The organism is Pseudomonas sp. AM4(2022) (assembly GCF_036346515.1).
GTDB classification, from domain to species: domain Bacteria; phylum Pseudomonadota; class Gammaproteobacteria; order Pseudomonadales; family Pseudomonadaceae; genus Aquipseudomonas; species Aquipseudomonas paracarnis.
Genome location: NZ_JAOTNW010000010.1, coordinates 31,731 through 47,410, shown reverse-complemented (window position 1 = coordinate 47,410; position 15,680 = coordinate 31,731). Strand labels below are relative to the sequence as shown.

Below are 15,680 nucleotides of genomic sequence, written 5' to 3'. Positions count from 1 at the left end.
AAAGGAATCGGTAGAAAGCAAAACCCCCGGCCTGGGCCGGGGGTTCTGGTATCACTCGTCGAGGAAGGAGCGCAGATGCTCGCTTCGCGTCGGGTGGCGCAACTTGCGCAGCGCCTTGGCTTCGATCTGACGGATCCGCTCACGGGTCACGTCAAACTGCTTACCGACTTCCTCAAGGGTGTGGTCGGTATTCATGTCGATGCCGAAACGCATGCGCAGTACCTTGGCTTCACGAGCAGTGAGGCCGGACAGTACGTCGCGAGTCGCTTCTTTCAAGCTCTCAACAGTGGCGACATCGATTGGCGACTGCATGGTCGAGTCTTCGATGAAATCACCCAGATGGGAGTCTTCGTCATCACCAATCGGCGTTTCCATGGAGATCGGCTCTTTAGCGATCTTCAATACCTTGCGGATTTTATCCTCAGGCATTTCCATGCGTTCGCCCAGCTCTTCCGGGGTCGGTTCGCGACCCATTTCCTGCAACATCTGCCGGGAAATGCGGTTGAGCTTGTTGATGGTCTCGATCATGTGCACCGGAATACGGATGGTGCGGGCCTGGTCGGCGATCGAGCGAGTGATCGCCTGACGGATCCACCAGGTGGCATAAGTCGAGAACTTGTAGCCGCGACGGTATTCGAACTTGTCCACCGCCTTCATCAAGCCGATGTTGCCTTCCTGGATCAGATCAAGGAATTGCAGGCCACGGTTGGTGTACTTCTTGGCGATGGAGATCACCAGACGCAAGTTCGCTTCAACCATCTCTTTCTTCGCGCGGCGGGCCTTGGCCTCACCGATCGACATGCGACGGTTGATGTCTTTGATTTCTGCAATCGTCAGGCCGGTTTCGGTCTCAAGCGCGGTCAGCTTCTGCTGGCAACGGATGATATCGGGCTGCAGGCGGCCGATGGCTTCGGCGTATTTCGCCTTGCCCTTGGCCAGTGCGTCGCTCCAGCTTTCGTCAACTTCGTTGCCCGGGAACTGGCGCAGGAAATCGGTACGCGGCATGCGCGCATCACGCACACAGAGCTGCATGATCGCACGCTCTTGGGCACGCAGACGTTCAAGAGCACTGCGAACACGCTCAACCAGGCCTTCGAATTGCTTAGGCACCAGCTTGATCGGCATGAACAGCTCAGCCAGGGCCACCAGCTCGGCAATCGCCTGCTTGTTGCCGCGACCATGCTTCTTCAGGGCCTTGCGGGTGATTTCCATTTGATCGGAAACCGCACCGAAGCGCTGGGCAGCGATGACCGGGTCTGGACCGCTTTCGGCTTCTTCTTCGTCGTCGCTGCTTTCAGCTTCGTCGTCGTCGGAGTCGTCGTCCGCTTTTGCGGCTTTCGCATCAACAGGCGGCGGTACTTCGGCGGCAGGCGGCGCAATGCCGTCGTCCGGGTCGATATAACCGCTCAGGACGTCGGACAGGCGGCCACCTTCGGTGGTGACGCGAGTGTACTCGGAGAGAATGTGGTCAACCGTGCCAGGGAAGTGCGCAATGGCGCCCATCACTTCACGGATGCCCTCTTCGATACGCTTGGCGATTTCGATTTCGCCTTCGCGTGTCAGCAGCTCGACGGTACCCATTTCGCGCATATACATGCGCACAGGGTCTGTCGTGCGGCCGATATCGGTCTCTACTGCAGCCAGCGCGGCAGCAGCTTCCTCAGCGGCGGCCTCGTCGGTATCAGCGTCGGCCAGCATAAGGGAATCCTTATCTGGCGCGACTTCGAATACGTTGATCCCCATGTCGTTAATCATGCGGATGATGTCTTCCACCTGCTCAGGATCTGAAATATCCTCAGGCAGGTGGTCGTTGACCTCCGCGTAAGTCAGGTAACCCTGCTCACGACCGAGAAGTATCAACTCTTTGATACGAGACTGCTGTTGCGCTTTTCCGGACATAACACCCTATCCACTGAAGGTCTTGGCGGGCAAAAAACAAGCCGAGGATTATACCCGAGCTATGACCTCACACGCCAGCTGAGGTCGGGTTTGATGCGTAAACATTCTGTTTTAAGAGGTCGCGCATCTGTTTTGCTATCTGAATTTGCTCTTCAGCCGATAATCCCGGCTGCCTCGCTCTCTTGATAAGTTCGTCGAGGGTCTGAGTGTGTTGACCCGCGGATAACCTATTAATGGTGTCTAAAAACTGTTGTTCAAGGTTGTCGCCGTCAATTAGCCACTCCTTTTCCGCCAGTGCCCGCAATAAACGGCCCTGTTCCGTGCCGTGCCAGCGAGCCATCAACTGAATTGAGTTTAGCTTAGGGTTTTTCTGCACGGCTTCGATCAGTGCAATAAGCACCTGAGCATAGGTATTGCTTTCGTTGGCAAAGTGGTCGGCACTTTCAACCTTGCCGGCCAATTGCGGGTGGTGAATCAGTGTGCGCAGTGCAATCAATGTGGGGGCTTCCACCGCTACGGGCGTGCGTGGCGCGTAGGCTTCATCGCGATCACCGCGTTTGCCGTTTTTGCTCCACGGCTTTTTATCCCACTTCTTGCCGCCTGCGCCGGGCTTTTTCGGCGTCCATTCCTGCTGGGGCGCGAAGGCTTCCTGAGGCTGGTGGAAATCGGCGTAGTCCGGCATGGCGTCGTAATCCATGCCGGGGTCGTAGGCTGGCGGCGCCTCTTGCGGGGCGCTGTGCACCAGCTGGCTTACGGCTTCACCGCTCAAGCCGGTGATCTCCAGCAGGCGCTGGCGCATCAGCGTGCGCAAGTTGGCGCCCGGAACTTTGTCGATCAGCGGCGCCGCGAGGGTGGCCATATGGGCCTTGCCCTCGAGGGAGCGCGGGTCGGCTTCTTCGGTCAGTTGCTGGAAAAAATAATCCGCCAGCGGCTGCGCATGTTGATTGATGCGTGCGCGGAACGCGTCGGTACCTTCCGAGCGCACCAGGGTGTCCGGGTCTTCGCCTTCGGGCAGGAACAGGAAGCGTGCGCGGCGCCCATCCTGCAGGCTCGACAGCGTGGCTTCGAGCGCGCGCCAGGCGGCGTTGCGGCCGGCCTGGTCGCCGTCAAAGCAAAACAGCACGCTGGGCACGACGCGGAACAGGCGCTTCAAATGTTCTTCGCTGGTGGCGGTGCCGAGGGTCGCGACCGCGTTGCGCAAGCCTTGTTGGGCCAGGGCGATCACGTCCATATAGCCTTCAACCACGATGATCTCGTCGAGGTTGCGGTTGTTCTTGCGTGCTTCGAACAGGCCGTAGAGTTCCTGGCCCTTGTGGAACACCGGGGTCTCCGGAGAGTTCAGGTACTTGGGCTTGTCGTCCCCGAGTACACGGCCGCCGAAGGCGATGATGCGGCCACGGCTGTCGCGGATCGGGAACATCACGCGGTCGCGGAAGCGGTCATAGCGCTTTCCAGTCTCGGCGTTTTCCACCAACAGGCCGGCATCGATCATGGCCTTTTGCTGGAGGGTGTCGCTGCTCAGGTGTTTATACAGATTGTCCCAGCCCGGCGGGGCGAAGCCGAGTCCGAAGTCCCGAGCAATTTCGCCGGTGAGGCCGCGCCCTTTAAGGTAATCGACAGCGGCCTTGCGCTGCGGATGGCTCTTGAGTGCCTGGCGGTAAAAATCGGCAGCGGCGGTCAGCAGCGGATACAGCGGCGAATCGGTGGGTTGCCGGGGTTTGTGCGGCCGGCCACTTTCTTCGCGGGGCACTTCCATGCCCGCGGCTTTGGCCAAGTCCTCGACAGCCTGGGGGAAGTCCAGGTTGTCGTGGTCCATCAAGAAGCCCAGGGCATTCCCGCCCGCGCCGCAACCGAAACAGTAATAGAACTGCTTGTCGGGGCTGACACTGAAGGATGGGGTTTTTTCTTTATGGAAAGGGCAGCAGGCGGTGTAGTTTTTGCCGGCTTTTTTCAGCTGTACGCGTGAGCTGACAACATCGACGATGTCGGTGCGGTTCAGAAGGTCGTCAATAAAGCTCTGGGGAATCAGCCCGGCCATGGCGTTCTCGTCATCACTGCGTGTAAATGAGGGCCCGTGATGTGTTCAAGCGCACGTATGGAATGCTCGATCATCATCGTCTGCGTGGGTCATCAGGGAGTGTATCTGCCGAATATTTACTGAGGATAGTTTCTGATCAGTCTTCGGCATGGAAATGTTGCCCGGGCGTCCGGTCTTGGCCAATGGCGGCCTCGGAAACGCATCGTTGGGCACAGCCGATACAGTTGATCGTCTGTTTGAAGAATAGGTGTGCTCGTCAGTAGCCTTGTTAGGCTCGTCAGAAGAGACGTGCACCGCTGACAAAAGAGCCAGCCCTGACGTGTGAAGCAGTGTCTCGGTCGCGTGTGCGGCGTCGACGGTGAAGCATCAAGCGATATCCGCAAATGCCAACAGCCCGGCTGAGGGCCGGGCTTGGCAGAAGCTTGCTACGAACGTCTGTGTATTAGTACAGACGAACGGCGCGGCGCTGTTCGCGCTGAACTTTCTTAGCGTGACGCTTAACAGCGGCTGCTGCTTTGCGCTTACGCTCAGAAGTTGGCTTCTCATAAAATTCGCGGCTACGAACTTCAGCCAGAACACCGGCTTTTTCGCAGGAGCGCTTGAAACGACGCAGAGCTACGTCGAAGGGTTCGTTCTCTTTTACTTTGACGGCTGGCATCCAGAGCTACCTTCTTTCATTACCGGGAATCAACGTTCTCGTCGCAAAAAATTCGCGGCTGAGGTCGTCGGTTTTTAAGGGTTGCGGATGTTAACCCCTCATTGCCCGGAATGCAAAGCCTCTGATCGAAAACCGCTAGTCGGGAGGGGGAGTGGCGACTATTATGCGCGCCTTCGAATTCAGCCTCTACAAGGCGCAAACCCATGCTAGTACTGGGACTTGAAACCTCCTGCGACGAAACCGGAGTCGCACTATACGACAGTGAACGCGGGCTTTTGGCCGATGCACTGTTTAGTCAGATCGACCTGCATCGCGCCTATGGCGGCGTGGTGCCGGAGCTTGCCAGCCGCGATCACGTCAAGCGCATGCTGCCGTTGATCCGCCAGGTGCTGGATGAGGCCGGCTGTGTGGCAACCGAGATCGATGCCATCGCTTACACCGCCGGCCCCGGATTGGTCGGAGCCCTGCTGGTTGGGGCCTCTTGCGCCCAGGCGTTGGCCTTTGCCTGGGGTATTCCTGCCCTTGGCGTGCACCATATGGAAGGCCACTTATTGGCGCCCATGCTGGAAAAAACACCGCCAGAGTTCCCGTTCGTCGCTTTGTTGGTTTCGGGCGGGCATACGCAGCTGGTTCAGGTGGATGGGATCGGCCAATACACACTCTTGGGCGAGTCGCTGGACGATGCCGCGGGTGAAGCGTTCGACAAAACCGCGAAGATGATGGGACTTAATTATCCGGGTGGTCCGGAAATCGCCCGCCTTGCCGAGAACGGCGTTGCCGGTCGCTACACGTTCCCGCGGCCGATGTGTGATCGTCCTGGCTTGATGTTCAGTTTCAGCGGCTTGAAAACCTCTGCCTTGAACACCTGGCAGCAGAGCGTCAGCGCCGGGGACGACGGCCAGCAAGCCCGTTGCGACATCGCGCTGGCGTTCCAGCAGGCTGTGGTGGAGACTTTGACCATCAAGTGCAAGCGCGCCCTGAAACAGGCGGGCATGAAGCGGCTGGTGATCGCAGGCGGCGTCAGCGCCAACAAGGCGTTGCGCAGTTCCCTGGAAAAAATGCTCGGCGATATGAATGGCAATGTGTTCTACGCACGCCCTGAGTTCTGCACTGACAACGGCGCAATGATCGCCTATGCCGGTTGCCAGCGCTTGCAGGCCGGGCAGCACGAAAGTCTGGCGATCAGCGTGCAGGCGCGCTGGCCGATGGAGCAATTGCCGCCGTTGTAAGGTTCAAGGGCGCCGGATCCAGGCGGAGAATTTAAAAATGCCGTTCGCGCCCGGCAAACAGGTCGCGTAGATTGCCGCGGTGGCGCCAGACGATCAGCAGTGTCAGCACGCTCATCGGCAGCAGCGCTTGCGGTTCCTGCCAGGCCAGCAGCGGCAGGGTCAGCGGCGTGGCAATCAGCGCGGCCAGCGAGCTGGTGCGGGTCAGGTAGAACGTCAGCAGCCAGGCGAGCATGGCCAGTAACGCCGCAGGGGGGTAAATGCCCAGTAGCAGGCCGGCCGCCGTGGCGACGCCCTTGCCGCCGCGAAAACGGAAGTACAACGGGAACAGGTGGCCCAGGACGGCACATAGGCCCACCCAGGCTTGCTGTTGCAAGCTAAGGCCGACGAGGCTGGCGATCAGCACGGGCAGCAGGCCCTTGCACACGTCGCCCAGCAAGGTCAGGACGGCGAGTTTCTTGCCGGCCAGGCGCAACATATTGGTGGCGCCGGCATTGCCTGAGCCACTCATTCGCGGATCGGGATTTCCCGTCAAGCGGCTGAGCAAAATGGCGAAGGACAGCGAGCCGAGCAGGTAGGCGAAAATCGCCAGTGACCAAAACATGCTAACTATTCCGGGCGAGGACGCCCTGATTCTAACGGGGCATCGCGCCCTTGTCGTGCTGCGGAGAAAAGTGCTTGGACAGAGTGTTTATCGAAGGCCTGGAAGTCGACACCGTGATCGGGGCTTACGACTGGGAGCGCGGAATCCGGCAATGCCTGCGCCTGGACCTGAGCTTCGCCTGGGATAATCGCCCAGCTGCGGCCGGTGATGACCTGACCCTGGCACTGGATTACGCCAGGGTGTCTGCGCGTATCCAGGCCTTTGCCGAGCAGTCTCAGTACCAACTGGTGGAAACCTTTGCCGAGCGTCTGGCCGAAGTGCTGATGAGTGAATTCCAGATTCCCTGGCTGCACCTCAAGTTGACCAAGCCCGGCGCGGTACCGGCTGCCAAGGGCGTGGGCGTGGAGATCGAGCGCGGATGTCGTTGACTCAGGTTTACCTCGGGCTTGGCAGCAATATCGACCGCGAGGCTCGCCTATGCGCCGGCTTGGATGCGTTGGCGGGTTTCTTGACGGATATGCGCTGTTCGGCGGTGTTCGAAAGCCAGCCGGTGGGGATCAAAAGTGGACCGTTTTTCAATCTGGTGGTGTCGGCTTATACCGACCTGCCGTTGGTGGAGTTGGATCGCCGCTTGAAATCCATCGAGGCTGACAATGGTCGCTACGCGCCCGACCGCAAAGGCCTGCCGTTGGATATCGATGTGTTGTTGTATGGCGATTGGGTGGGCAATTTCGATGGATTGATCTTGCCGCGGGCCGAAATTCTGAAAAACGCCTTTGTGTTGTGGCCGCTGTCGATGATGGCGCCGGACCGTATGCACCCTGAGGCGGGCAAGACAATGGCCGAATTATGGCGAGACGCGCAGATTGATCAGGTATTGGCACCTGTGGCGTTCGAGTGGCAGGGGCAGCCAATCACGCCACACGCTCTTTTGTAGGAGCCGAGCTTGTTGTGGCGAGGGAGCTTGCTCCCGCTGGGCTGCGCAGCAGCCCCACTATCTTGGGAGCGCTTCGCACTGGAGCGCCAGCCCGGTCCCGCGGGAGCAAGCTCCCTCGCCACAACGGCCATCGCCTAGGGTGAGGGATTTTCCTTGTAGGCTTTAAGCGCCTTGAGCCGTTCGCGCTTGAGCGCCTCGCCCAGTTCGGGGCCTTTGAAACCCTTTTCTAGCAGCGGCGCGACCGGCACTTCGCGTGCAGCCTTTGCTGCTGCGCGCAAATAATCGGCCTGTGGATAACTGCGTTGCTCAAAACCCTCGCGGCCACGAGCGTCCATTTCGCAGGCCACCACGAACTCTTCAAAGCGTTGCGGCCGACGGTACACGTCGAAGCTTTGCAGCAACTCCAGCAATGTCGAGGCCTTGAGCTCAAGCGCTCGATGCCCGTGAGTATGATATTGCCCCACCAGCAAGGCCAACTCCTGGCAATCCCTCGGCGCCTTGAAAAGCTCGTTCACCGCTTTGATCAGCTTCAGGCCGCGTTGCTCGTGAGCAATATGCTGCGGTAACTTATCCACAGGCGTCAGGCCTTTGCCCAGGTCGTGCAACAGGCAGGCCCAGCGCACGCTCAGCGGTTGCTTGTGCAGGGCAGCTTGCTCCAGCACGCTCAAGGTGTGCACGCCGGTGTCTATTTCCGGGTGGTGAGCTGCGGGCTGCGGCACACCGAACAGCGCGTCCACTTCCGGCATCAAGGTTTTCAGTGCGTCGCAGTCACGCAGTACTTGAATAAATACCTGGGGTTGATCTTCCATCAGCGCCCGTGAGATTTCCTTCCAGCTGCGCTCGGGGGTAAGCGCCTCCAACTCGCCGGACTCACTGAGTTGGCGCATTAACTCCAGGGTCTCAGGGGCGACTGTGAAGCCGAGAGGCGCATAGCGCGCGGCGAAACGCGCAACGCGCAGCACGCGGAGGGGATCTTCGGCGAATGCGGGAGAAACGTGCCGTAAAATACGCGCTTCAAGGTCGCGTTGACCCTGATAAGGATCGGTCAGGTTACCCTCGTCGTCCTCTGCCATGGCGTTGATGGTCAGGTCTCGCCGGATCAGGTCTTCTTCCAGCGTAACGTCGGGGCTCGCATGGAATATAAAGCCGCCGTAACCCCGGCCATTCTTGCGTTCGGTGCGAGCGAGGGCGTATTCGTCGCCGTTTTTCGGGTCGAGAAATACCGGGAAATCGGCGCCCACCGGTTTATAACCTTTGGCGAGCATCTCTTCGGCCGTCGCGCCAACGACGACGCGGTCTATATCGGTGACCTCGATGCCCAGAAGGCGATCACGCACGGCGCCGCCGACTTTGTAGATTTTCATGAAAAAGCCTCCATTAGTGGCACAGGATAACGCCTGAGCCTGGCCAATGGAGGCTTTGCTGTTTCAGAGATGAACGACGGCCATGTCCAGGCGGCCGTAGTCGTTGTCGTTATGATCGCTGCGCGGTGGCACATGATGGGTTTTCATCACTTGGTCGCCCTGCAGGGTTTCCAGATGAATATCAAAGCCCCAGAGCCGATGCAGGTGCTTGAGCACTTCCTCAGTGGATTCGCCCAAGGGTTTGCGGTCATGCTGCTGGTGACGCAGGGTCAGCGAACGGTCGCCACGCACGTCGATGCTGTAGATCTGCACGTTAGGCTCGCGGTTACCGAGGTTGTATTGCGCGGCCAGGGTTTCGCGAATGATGCGGTAGCCGGGTTCGTCGTGGATGGCAGGTACTACCAGGTCGTCCTTGAGGTCGTCGTCCAGGATGCTGAACAGCTTGAGGTCGCGGATCACCTGGGGCGACAGGTACTGCAGGATAAAACTCTCATCCTTGAAGCTGCTCATGGCGAACTTGATGGTCGATAGCCAGTCGCTGCCGGCGATTTCCGGAAACCAGCGGCGGTCTTCCTCTGTGGGGTGCTCGCACATGCGGCGGATATCGCGGTACATGGCAAAACCCAGTGCATAGGGGTTGATGCCGTTGTAGTACGGGCTGTCGAAGCCTGGCTGGAAGACCACGCTGGTATGGGACGTGAGGAACTCCATCATAAAGCCGTCAGTGACCAGGCCCTCGTCGTACAGGTCGTTCATCAGGGTGTAATGCCAGAAGGTTGCCCAGCCCTCGTTCATCACCTGGGTTTGGCGCTGTGGATAAAAATATTGCGCGATCTTGCGTACGATACGCACGATTTCACGCTGCCAGGGCTCCAGCAGCGGTGCGTGTTTTTCCAGGAAATACAGGATGTTTTCCTGCGGTTCGGCGGGGAAGCGTGCATTGTCCTTGTCGCTGTTCTTGTCGGCGCGCTTGGGGATGGTGCGCCACAGGTCATTGATCTGTTTCTGCAGGTGCTCCTCGCGTTCCTTCTGGCGCAGGCGTTCCTCTTCGGCGGAAATCGGATAGGGGCGCTTATAGCGGTCAACGCCGTAATTCATCAGCGCATGGCAGGAGTCCAACAGGTCCTCCACCGCATCGATACCGTGGCGCTCCTCGCACTGCATGATGTATTGCTTGGCGAACACCAGGTAATCGATGATCGAACTGGCATCTGTCCAGGTGCGAAACAGGTAGTTGCCCTTGAAGAAACTGTTATGCCCATAGCAGGCATGGGCCACTACCAGCGCCTGCATACAGATGGTGTTTTCTTCCATCAGGTATGCGATGCACGGGTCGGAGTTGATCACGATCTCGTAGGCCAGGCCCATCTGGCCGCGTGTGTAGGACTTCTCGGTACTGAGGAAGTGTTTCCCGTAGGACCAATGGTGATAGCCCAGGGGCATGCCCACGGAGGCATAGGCATCCATCATCTGTTCAGCGGTGATGACTTCTATCTGGTTGGGATAGGTGTCCAGGGCATAACCCGCCGCGATACGGCTGATTTCCCGGTCATAGGCCTGGATCAGTTCGAAGGTCCACTCGGAGCCGGTGGAAATGGGTTGGCGCTTGTTCTCTTTTTTGGCGGTCATGTCACTAACCTGCGCTGGAAGAGTTCACGGAAGACCGGGTAGATATCGCCGGCCGAGACCAGTTGCTGCTGGGCGAACGTGTCGGCAAAGGCTTCGCCGATGCGCTCGTATTCGAACCACAGGGCCTGGTGCTCACGGGGGGTGATTTCGACGTAAGTGTAGTACTGCACGAACGGCATGATCTGGTTGATCAAAATGTCCCGGCAGATCGGCGAGTCGTCGTTCCAGTTGTCGCCGTCAGAGGCTTGGGCGGCATAGATGTTCCACTCGTTGGCGGGGTAGCGCTCGGCCATGATTTCCTGCATCAGCTTCAGTGCGCTGGAAACGATGGTGCCGCCGGTTTCCCGCGAGTAGAAAAACTCCTCTTCGTCCACTTCCCGCGCGCTGGTGTGATGGCGGATGAACACTACGTCAATCTTGTCGTAGTTCCGTTTCAGAAACAGGTACAGCAGGATAAAGAAGCGTTTGGCGATGTCCTTGGTGGCCTGGGTCATGGAGCCGGAAACGTCCATCAGGCAGAACATCACCGCCTTGGAGCTGGGGTTGGGTTGCTTGACCAGCAGGTTGTATTTCAAGTCAAAGGTATCGAGGAACGGCACGCGGTGGATGCGCGCGCTGAGTTTTTCGATTTCCGCCTCGATTTCCTGGATATCGCCGAAGTTGTCCGGTTCTTCGCGCTTCAAGCGTGCCAACTCTTCCTTGGCCTGCTTGAGTTTGGCGCGGCTGCTGCCGGACAGGGCGATACGCCGTGCATGGGCTGAACGCAGGGTGCGGATGATGTTGATGCGCGAGGGGTTGCCCTCGTTGCTGATCCCTGCGCGTACGGTCTTGAAGGTGTCGGTGCCGGTCAGATTGCGCTTGACAAGGTTGGGCAGTTCCAGGTCTTCGAACATGAATTCGAGGAATTCTTCCTGGGTGATCTGGAATACGAATTCATCCATGCCTTCGCCAGAGTTGCCGGCTTTGCCCGGGCCTTTGCCACCGCCACCGCCTTGTGGGCGTTGGATATGTTCGCCGGTGGTGAATTCCTTGTTACCGGGGTGCACCACGGTCTGTTTGCCGCCGCGGCCATGGTGAAGCACCGGTTCGTCGATGTCCCGTCCGGGAATGCTGATTTGTTCGCCATGCTCCATGTCGGTGATGGAACGGCGGCTAACGGCCTCTTCTACCGCTTTTTTGATGTGGTCACGGTAACGCCGCAGGAAACGCTGGCGGTTCACCGTGCTCTTGTTCTTGCCATTGAGGCGTCGGTCGATCACATAGCTCATGGGGAGCCCTCCGGGCAGCTTCACGTTACAAGCTTCAAGCCGCGAGCTGGAAGCTTAGAGACAAGCGGTCAACTGCCAGGCCGGATGCCTGGCAGTGCGCGCTTGCCGCTGCCTTACTGCGATTTGCGAACCCGCAGGTACCACTCGGAGAGCAGTCGTACCTGTTTGTCGGTGTAGCCTCGCTCGACCATGCGTGTGACGAAGTCGTTGTGTTTTTGCTGATCCTCCTTGCTGGCCTTGGCGTTGAAGCTGATGACGGGCAGCAGGTCCTCGGTGTTGGAGAACATTTTCTTCTCGATGACCACCCGCAGCTTCTCGTAGCTGAGCCAAGTGGGGTTCTTGCCATTGTTGTTGGCACGGGCGCGCAGTACGAAGTTGACGATTTCGTTGCGGAAATCCTTCGGATTACTGATGCCGGCGGGCTTCTCGATTTTTTCCAGTTCTTCGTTGAGGGCCACGCGGTTGAGGATTTCGCCGGTTTCCGGGTCGCGGTATTCCTGATCCTGGATCCAGAAATCGGCGTACAGGACGTAGCGGTCGAAGATGTTCTGGCCGTATTCGCTGTAGGACTCAAGGTACGCGGTCTGGATTTCTTTGCCGATGAACTCGATGTAGCGCGGCGCCAGGTATTCCTTGAGGAAACGCAGGTAGCGCTCACGGGTTTCGGCCTGGAACTGCTCCTGTTCAATCTGCTGTTCCAGCACGTAGAGCAAGTGCACCGGGTTGGCGGCAATCTCGTGGGGGTCGAAGTTGAAGACCTTGGACAGGATCTTGAACGCAAAGCGCGTCGACAGGCCGTTCATGCCTTCGTCTACACCCGCGGTGTCACGGTATTCCTGGATCGACTTGGCCTTGGGATCGGTGTCCTTGAGATTTTCGCCGTCGTAGACGCGCATCTTCGAATAGATATTGGAGTTTTCCGGCTCCTTGAGGCGCGACAGTACGGTGAACTGGGCAAGCATTTTCAGGGTGTCGGGGGCGCAATGGGCCTTGGCCAGGGAGCTGTTGAACAGCAGTTTGTCGTAGATCTTGATTTCGTCGCTGACCCGCAGGCAATACGGCACTTTGACGATATAGATACGGTCGATGAAGGCTTCGTTGTTCTTGTTGTTGCGGAAGGTATGCCATTCCGATTCGTTGGAGTGGGCCAGCAGGATCCCGGTAAACGGAATCGCCCCCAGGCCTTCGGTGCTGTTGTAGTTACCTTCCTGGGTAGCGGTGAGCAGTGGGTGCAGCACCTTGATCGGTGCCTTGAACATCTCCACGAATTCCATCAGGCCCTGGTTGGCCCGGCACAATGCGCCCGAATAGCTGTAGGCATCGGCGTCGTTCTGCGGGAATTCTTCCAGTTTGCGGATATCGACTTTGCCCACCAGTGCCGAAATGTCCTGGTTGTTTTCATCGCCGGGTTCGGTCTTGGCCACGCCGATCTGGTTGAGGATCGACGGGTAGAGTTTCACCACACGGAACTGGCTGATATCACCGCCGAACTCGGCCAGGCGCTTGGTGGCCCATGGCGACATAATGGTGTTGAGGTAGCGCCGTGGGATACCGAAGTCTTCCTCGAGGATCGCGCCATCTTCCGTGGCGTTGAACAGGCCCAGGGGCGACTCGAAGACGGGCGAGCCCTTGATCGCATAGAAGGGCACCTTCTCGATCAATTGCTTGAGTTTTTCCGCCAGGGACGACTTGCCGCCGCCGACCGGGCCGAGCAGATAGAGGATCTGCTTCTTCTCTTCCAGGCCTTGGGCGGCATGGCGGAAGTAGGAAACGATCTGGTCGATGCATTCTTCCATCCCATGGAAGTCTTCAAAGGCCGGATAGCGGCGGATCACCTTGTTGGAAAATATCCGCGACAGGCGCGAATTATTGGCGGTTTCCACCAGTTCTGGCTCGCCAATCGCCAGTAGCAGGCGTTCGGCGGCAGAGGCGTAAGTGCTGCGGTCCTGCTTGCACAGCTCGAGATACTCCTGAAGCGTGAGCTCTTCCTGCTGTGTGGACGCGAAGCGTTGTTGGAAGTGGCTAAAGATACTCATGACGTCGTCACCTCGCTCGATACGTGGAGCCGACGCCGGATCAATCAGTCGATGCTGGCAGTCATTGGCGCACGCCAATGGCTGTTTTCCCCCCAGAACACCCTGAAACGCTACCGATGACCCGTACGCCGGTGTACCGGCTCTCCCCTGATTCGGATGGCCTGCGCTTAAGGATAGTTCGGAATCCGGGAGGTCAAGGCGCGATGCGCAATTAGTTTGGCTGCGCCGTTCGTCAGAAACGGCGCAAGCCCAAGCGTCACGCGGGGTAGCGGGGTGTGAAAAAAATTATTGCGAATCGCCTGAAGAAATTTCCGCAGGATAGGTCGTACGCCACAGCTCAAACCCGCCGTCCAGGCTATAGACGTCAGAGAAACCCTGGCTGATCAGATACGCGGCTGCGCTCTGGCTGGAATTGCCGTGGTAGCAGGCGACGATCAGTGGCGCATCGAGGTCGGCGGCGCGTATGAAGTCGGCGATGTTGACGTTGTCCAGGTGCTTTGCGCCGCTGATGTGGGCGGCGGCGTAGGTAGGCTGGTCGCGGATGTCGACGACTACAGCACCTTGCTCGCGCAGGGCCTGGGCTTGTTCGGGGGGGATACGTTTGAATTCGGTCATGGCGGGCTCCTATGGCTTGGTGGCGGCCGGCGGGGTAATGGAAAGAGGGGATTGGCACTGGCAGTCGAGGCGCTCGCCCGTGTCGATGTTCATCAGGGTCATGGCGCCGCCCCACACGCAACCGGTGTCGAGGGCGAACACGCCGGGTTCATCGCACTTGCCTTCCAGCGCAGCCCAGTGGCCAAAGATGATCTTTGTGTCACGGGTCTTGCGTTCCTTGTGGGCGAACCAGGGCTTGTAGCCGGGGAGGGCGGTGTCGGCGCCTTCCTTGCTCTTGAGGTCCAGTTTGCCTTCGGCCGTGCAGAAGCGCATCCGCGTGAAGTAGTTGGTGATGACTCGCAGGCGGGCCACGCCCGTGAGGTCGTTGTCCCACTTCACCGGATCGTTGCCGTACATGCCGTCGAGGTAAGCGGTGTACAGGTTGTCATCGGCCAATGCACTTTCAACTTCGGCGGCGCACTTGAGGGCTTTTTTCAGTGTCCACTGCGGCGGGATACCGGCATGCACCAAGGCCATGTTGCGGTCCTCGTCATAGTGCATGAGTTTTTGCCGGCGCAGCCAGTCGAGCAGTTGAGCGCGGTCCGGGGCTTCGAGGATTTCCCGCAGGGTGTCGCCTTTTTTGAGGCGCTCGATATTGTTGCCGGCCGCAAGCAAGTGCAAATCATGGTTGCCCAGCACGCATACCAGCGAATCACGCAGGCTATGGAGGTAGCGCAGGGTTTCCAGGGACTGCGGGCCGCGGTTGACCAGATCGCCCACCAACCACAAGCGATCATTTGCCGGCTCGAAGGCTACGCGCTCCAGCAGGCGCTTGAGAGGGTCCAGGCAGCCTTGCAGATCGCCGACCGCGTACGTCGCCATCAGTGCAGGGCTCCTGGCACGGCCAGGCGGAAGGGCTTGATGATTGCATCGAACAGTTGGCCGTCGGTGGCCTTCATTTGATACGAGCCTTGCATGGTGCCGACCTTGGAAGTCATCACCGTGCCGCTGCTATAAGTGTGGCTGGCGCCTATGTCGATCAACGGCTGCTGGCCGACAACGCCTGCCCCGCGCACTTCCTCGACCTGGCCGTCGCCATCGGTGATGACCCAGTGGCGCGACAGCAGCTTGGCCGGCACCAGCCCGTTGTTCTTCACCGTGATGGTGTAGGCAAAGGCGAAGCGGTTATGTTCGGGTTGCGATTGGTCCGCCAGGAAGCGGGTGACGACGCTGACGTCTATCTGATAGCGAGGATCGGACATGCAAGAGGCCTTAAAAGCGAAGGACAGCAGATGCGGGTCAGTCTAGGCCAAGAGGTGGGCACTAGGCCAGACATGCTGTCTGGGCTCTTGAACTTGATGAAACGACTCTATCAACGTAACGCGGTTAAACCTGTGGGAGCGGGCTTGCTCGCGAATACGGTGGAT

General features: G+C 58.9%; 14 protein-coding genes. 3 read left to right on the top strand and 11 right to left on the bottom strand.

Annotated features, from left to right (window positions below; translation table 11 throughout):
* Positions 1-51: 51 nt before the first annotated feature.
* The 3 genes from rpoD to rpsU form a co-directional block, all read right to left on the bottom strand.
* Positions 52-1,899, bottom strand: coding sequence for an RNA polymerase sigma factor RpoD (gene rpoD / locus ODQ19_RS15420; RefSeq protein ID WP_034128833.1), 1,848 nt, complete (start codon positions 1,897-1,899; stop codon positions 52-54).
* Positions 1,900-1,966: 67 nt separating this feature from the next.
* The gene (gene dnaG / locus ODQ19_RS15415; RefSeq protein WP_014720188.1) at positions 1,967-3,937 is read right to left on the bottom strand and encodes a DNA primase; all 1,971 of its coding nucleotides are present in this window, start codon (positions 3,935-3,937) and stop codon (positions 1,967-1,969) included.
* Positions 3,938-4,379: 442 nt separating this feature from the next.
* Positions 4,380-4,595: a 30S ribosomal protein S21 gene (gene rpsU, locus ODQ19_RS15410; protein WP_002551877.1), complete on the bottom strand. Its 216-nt coding sequence runs from the start codon at positions 4,593-4,595 to the stop codon at positions 4,380-4,382.
* A 203-nt stretch (positions 4,596-4,798) separates the two neighbouring features.
* Between rpsU and tsaD the strand changes: the two genes are divergently transcribed.
* Entirely contained in the window at positions 4,799-5,824 is a 1,026-nt protein-coding gene (gene tsaD / locus ODQ19_RS15405) for a tRNA (adenosine(37)-N6)-threonylcarbamoyltransferase complex transferase subunit TsaD (RefSeq protein WP_003194748.1), read from the top strand.
* A gap of 31 nt (positions 5,825-5,855) precedes the next feature.
* Here the strand turns inward: tsaD and plsY are convergent, their stop codons facing one another.
* A complete protein-coding gene (plsY, locus tag ODQ19_RS15400) occupies positions 5,856-6,425 on the bottom strand; it encodes a glycerol-3-phosphate 1-O-acyltransferase PlsY (protein ID WP_116667964.1) in 570 nt (189 codons plus the stop codon).
* 74 nt (positions 6,426-6,499) lie between these two features.
* Between plsY and folB the strand changes: the two genes are divergently transcribed.
* Both folB and folK read left to right on the top strand, forming a co-directional pair.
* On the top strand, positions 6,500-6,853 hold the full coding sequence (gene folB / locus ODQ19_RS15395; protein ID WP_032895029.1) for a dihydroneopterin aldolase: 354 nt from the start codon (positions 6,500-6,502) through the stop codon (positions 6,851-6,853).
* The gene (gene folK, locus ODQ19_RS15390; protein ID WP_330210539.1) at positions 6,844-7,362 is read left to right on the top strand and encodes a 2-amino-4-hydroxy-6-hydroxymethyldihydropteridine diphosphokinase; all 519 of its coding nucleotides are present in this window, start codon (positions 6,844-6,846) and stop codon (positions 7,360-7,362) included. The genes folB and folK overlap by 10 nt, the downstream gene beginning before the upstream one ends.
* Before the next feature lie 134 nt (positions 7,363-7,496).
* Here folK and ODQ19_RS15385 read toward each other — a convergent pair whose 3' ends face one another.
* From ODQ19_RS15385 to apaG, 7 genes are all read right to left on the bottom strand, one after another.
* Positions 7,497-8,726: a multifunctional CCA addition/repair protein gene (locus ODQ19_RS15385; protein WP_330210538.1), complete on the bottom strand. Its 1,230-nt coding sequence runs from the start codon at positions 8,724-8,726 to the stop codon at positions 7,497-7,499.
* 63 nt (positions 8,727-8,789) lie between these two features.
* Positions 8,790-10,355, bottom strand: a complete 1,566-nt coding sequence (locus ODQ19_RS15380; RefSeq protein ID WP_003194736.1) for a SpoVR family protein — start codon at positions 10,353-10,355, stop codon at positions 8,790-8,792.
* Positions 10,352-11,623: a YeaH/YhbH family protein gene (locus tag ODQ19_RS15375; protein WP_003194735.1), complete on the bottom strand. Its 1,272-nt coding sequence runs from the start codon at positions 11,621-11,623 to the stop codon at positions 10,352-10,354. The genes ODQ19_RS15380 and ODQ19_RS15375 overlap by 4 nt, the downstream gene beginning before the upstream one ends.
* A gap of 113 nt (positions 11,624-11,736) precedes the next feature.
* Positions 11,737-13,659 carry a PrkA family serine protein kinase gene (locus tag ODQ19_RS15370; protein ID WP_003194732.1) on the bottom strand — a complete coding sequence of 641 codons (1,923 nt, stop codon included), beginning with the start codon at positions 13,657-13,659 and terminating at the stop codon, positions 11,737-11,739.
* Positions 13,660-13,944: 285 nt separating this feature from the next.
* Entirely contained in the window at positions 13,945-14,274 is a 330-nt protein-coding gene (glpE, locus tag ODQ19_RS15365; protein ID WP_197880483.1) for a thiosulfate sulfurtransferase GlpE, read from the bottom strand.
* A gap of 9 nt (positions 14,275-14,283) precedes the next feature.
* Positions 14,284-15,135: a symmetrical bis(5'-nucleosyl)-tetraphosphatase gene (locus ODQ19_RS15360; protein ID WP_330210537.1), complete on the bottom strand. Its 852-nt coding sequence runs from the start codon at positions 15,133-15,135 to the stop codon at positions 14,284-14,286.
* Positions 15,135-15,515, bottom strand: coding sequence for a Co2+/Mg2+ efflux protein ApaG (gene apaG, locus ODQ19_RS15355; RefSeq protein ID WP_099585670.1), 381 nt, complete (start codon positions 15,513-15,515; stop codon positions 15,135-15,137). The genes ODQ19_RS15360 and apaG overlap by 1 nt, the downstream gene beginning before the upstream one ends.
* Positions 15,516-15,680: the final 165 nt, after the last annotated feature.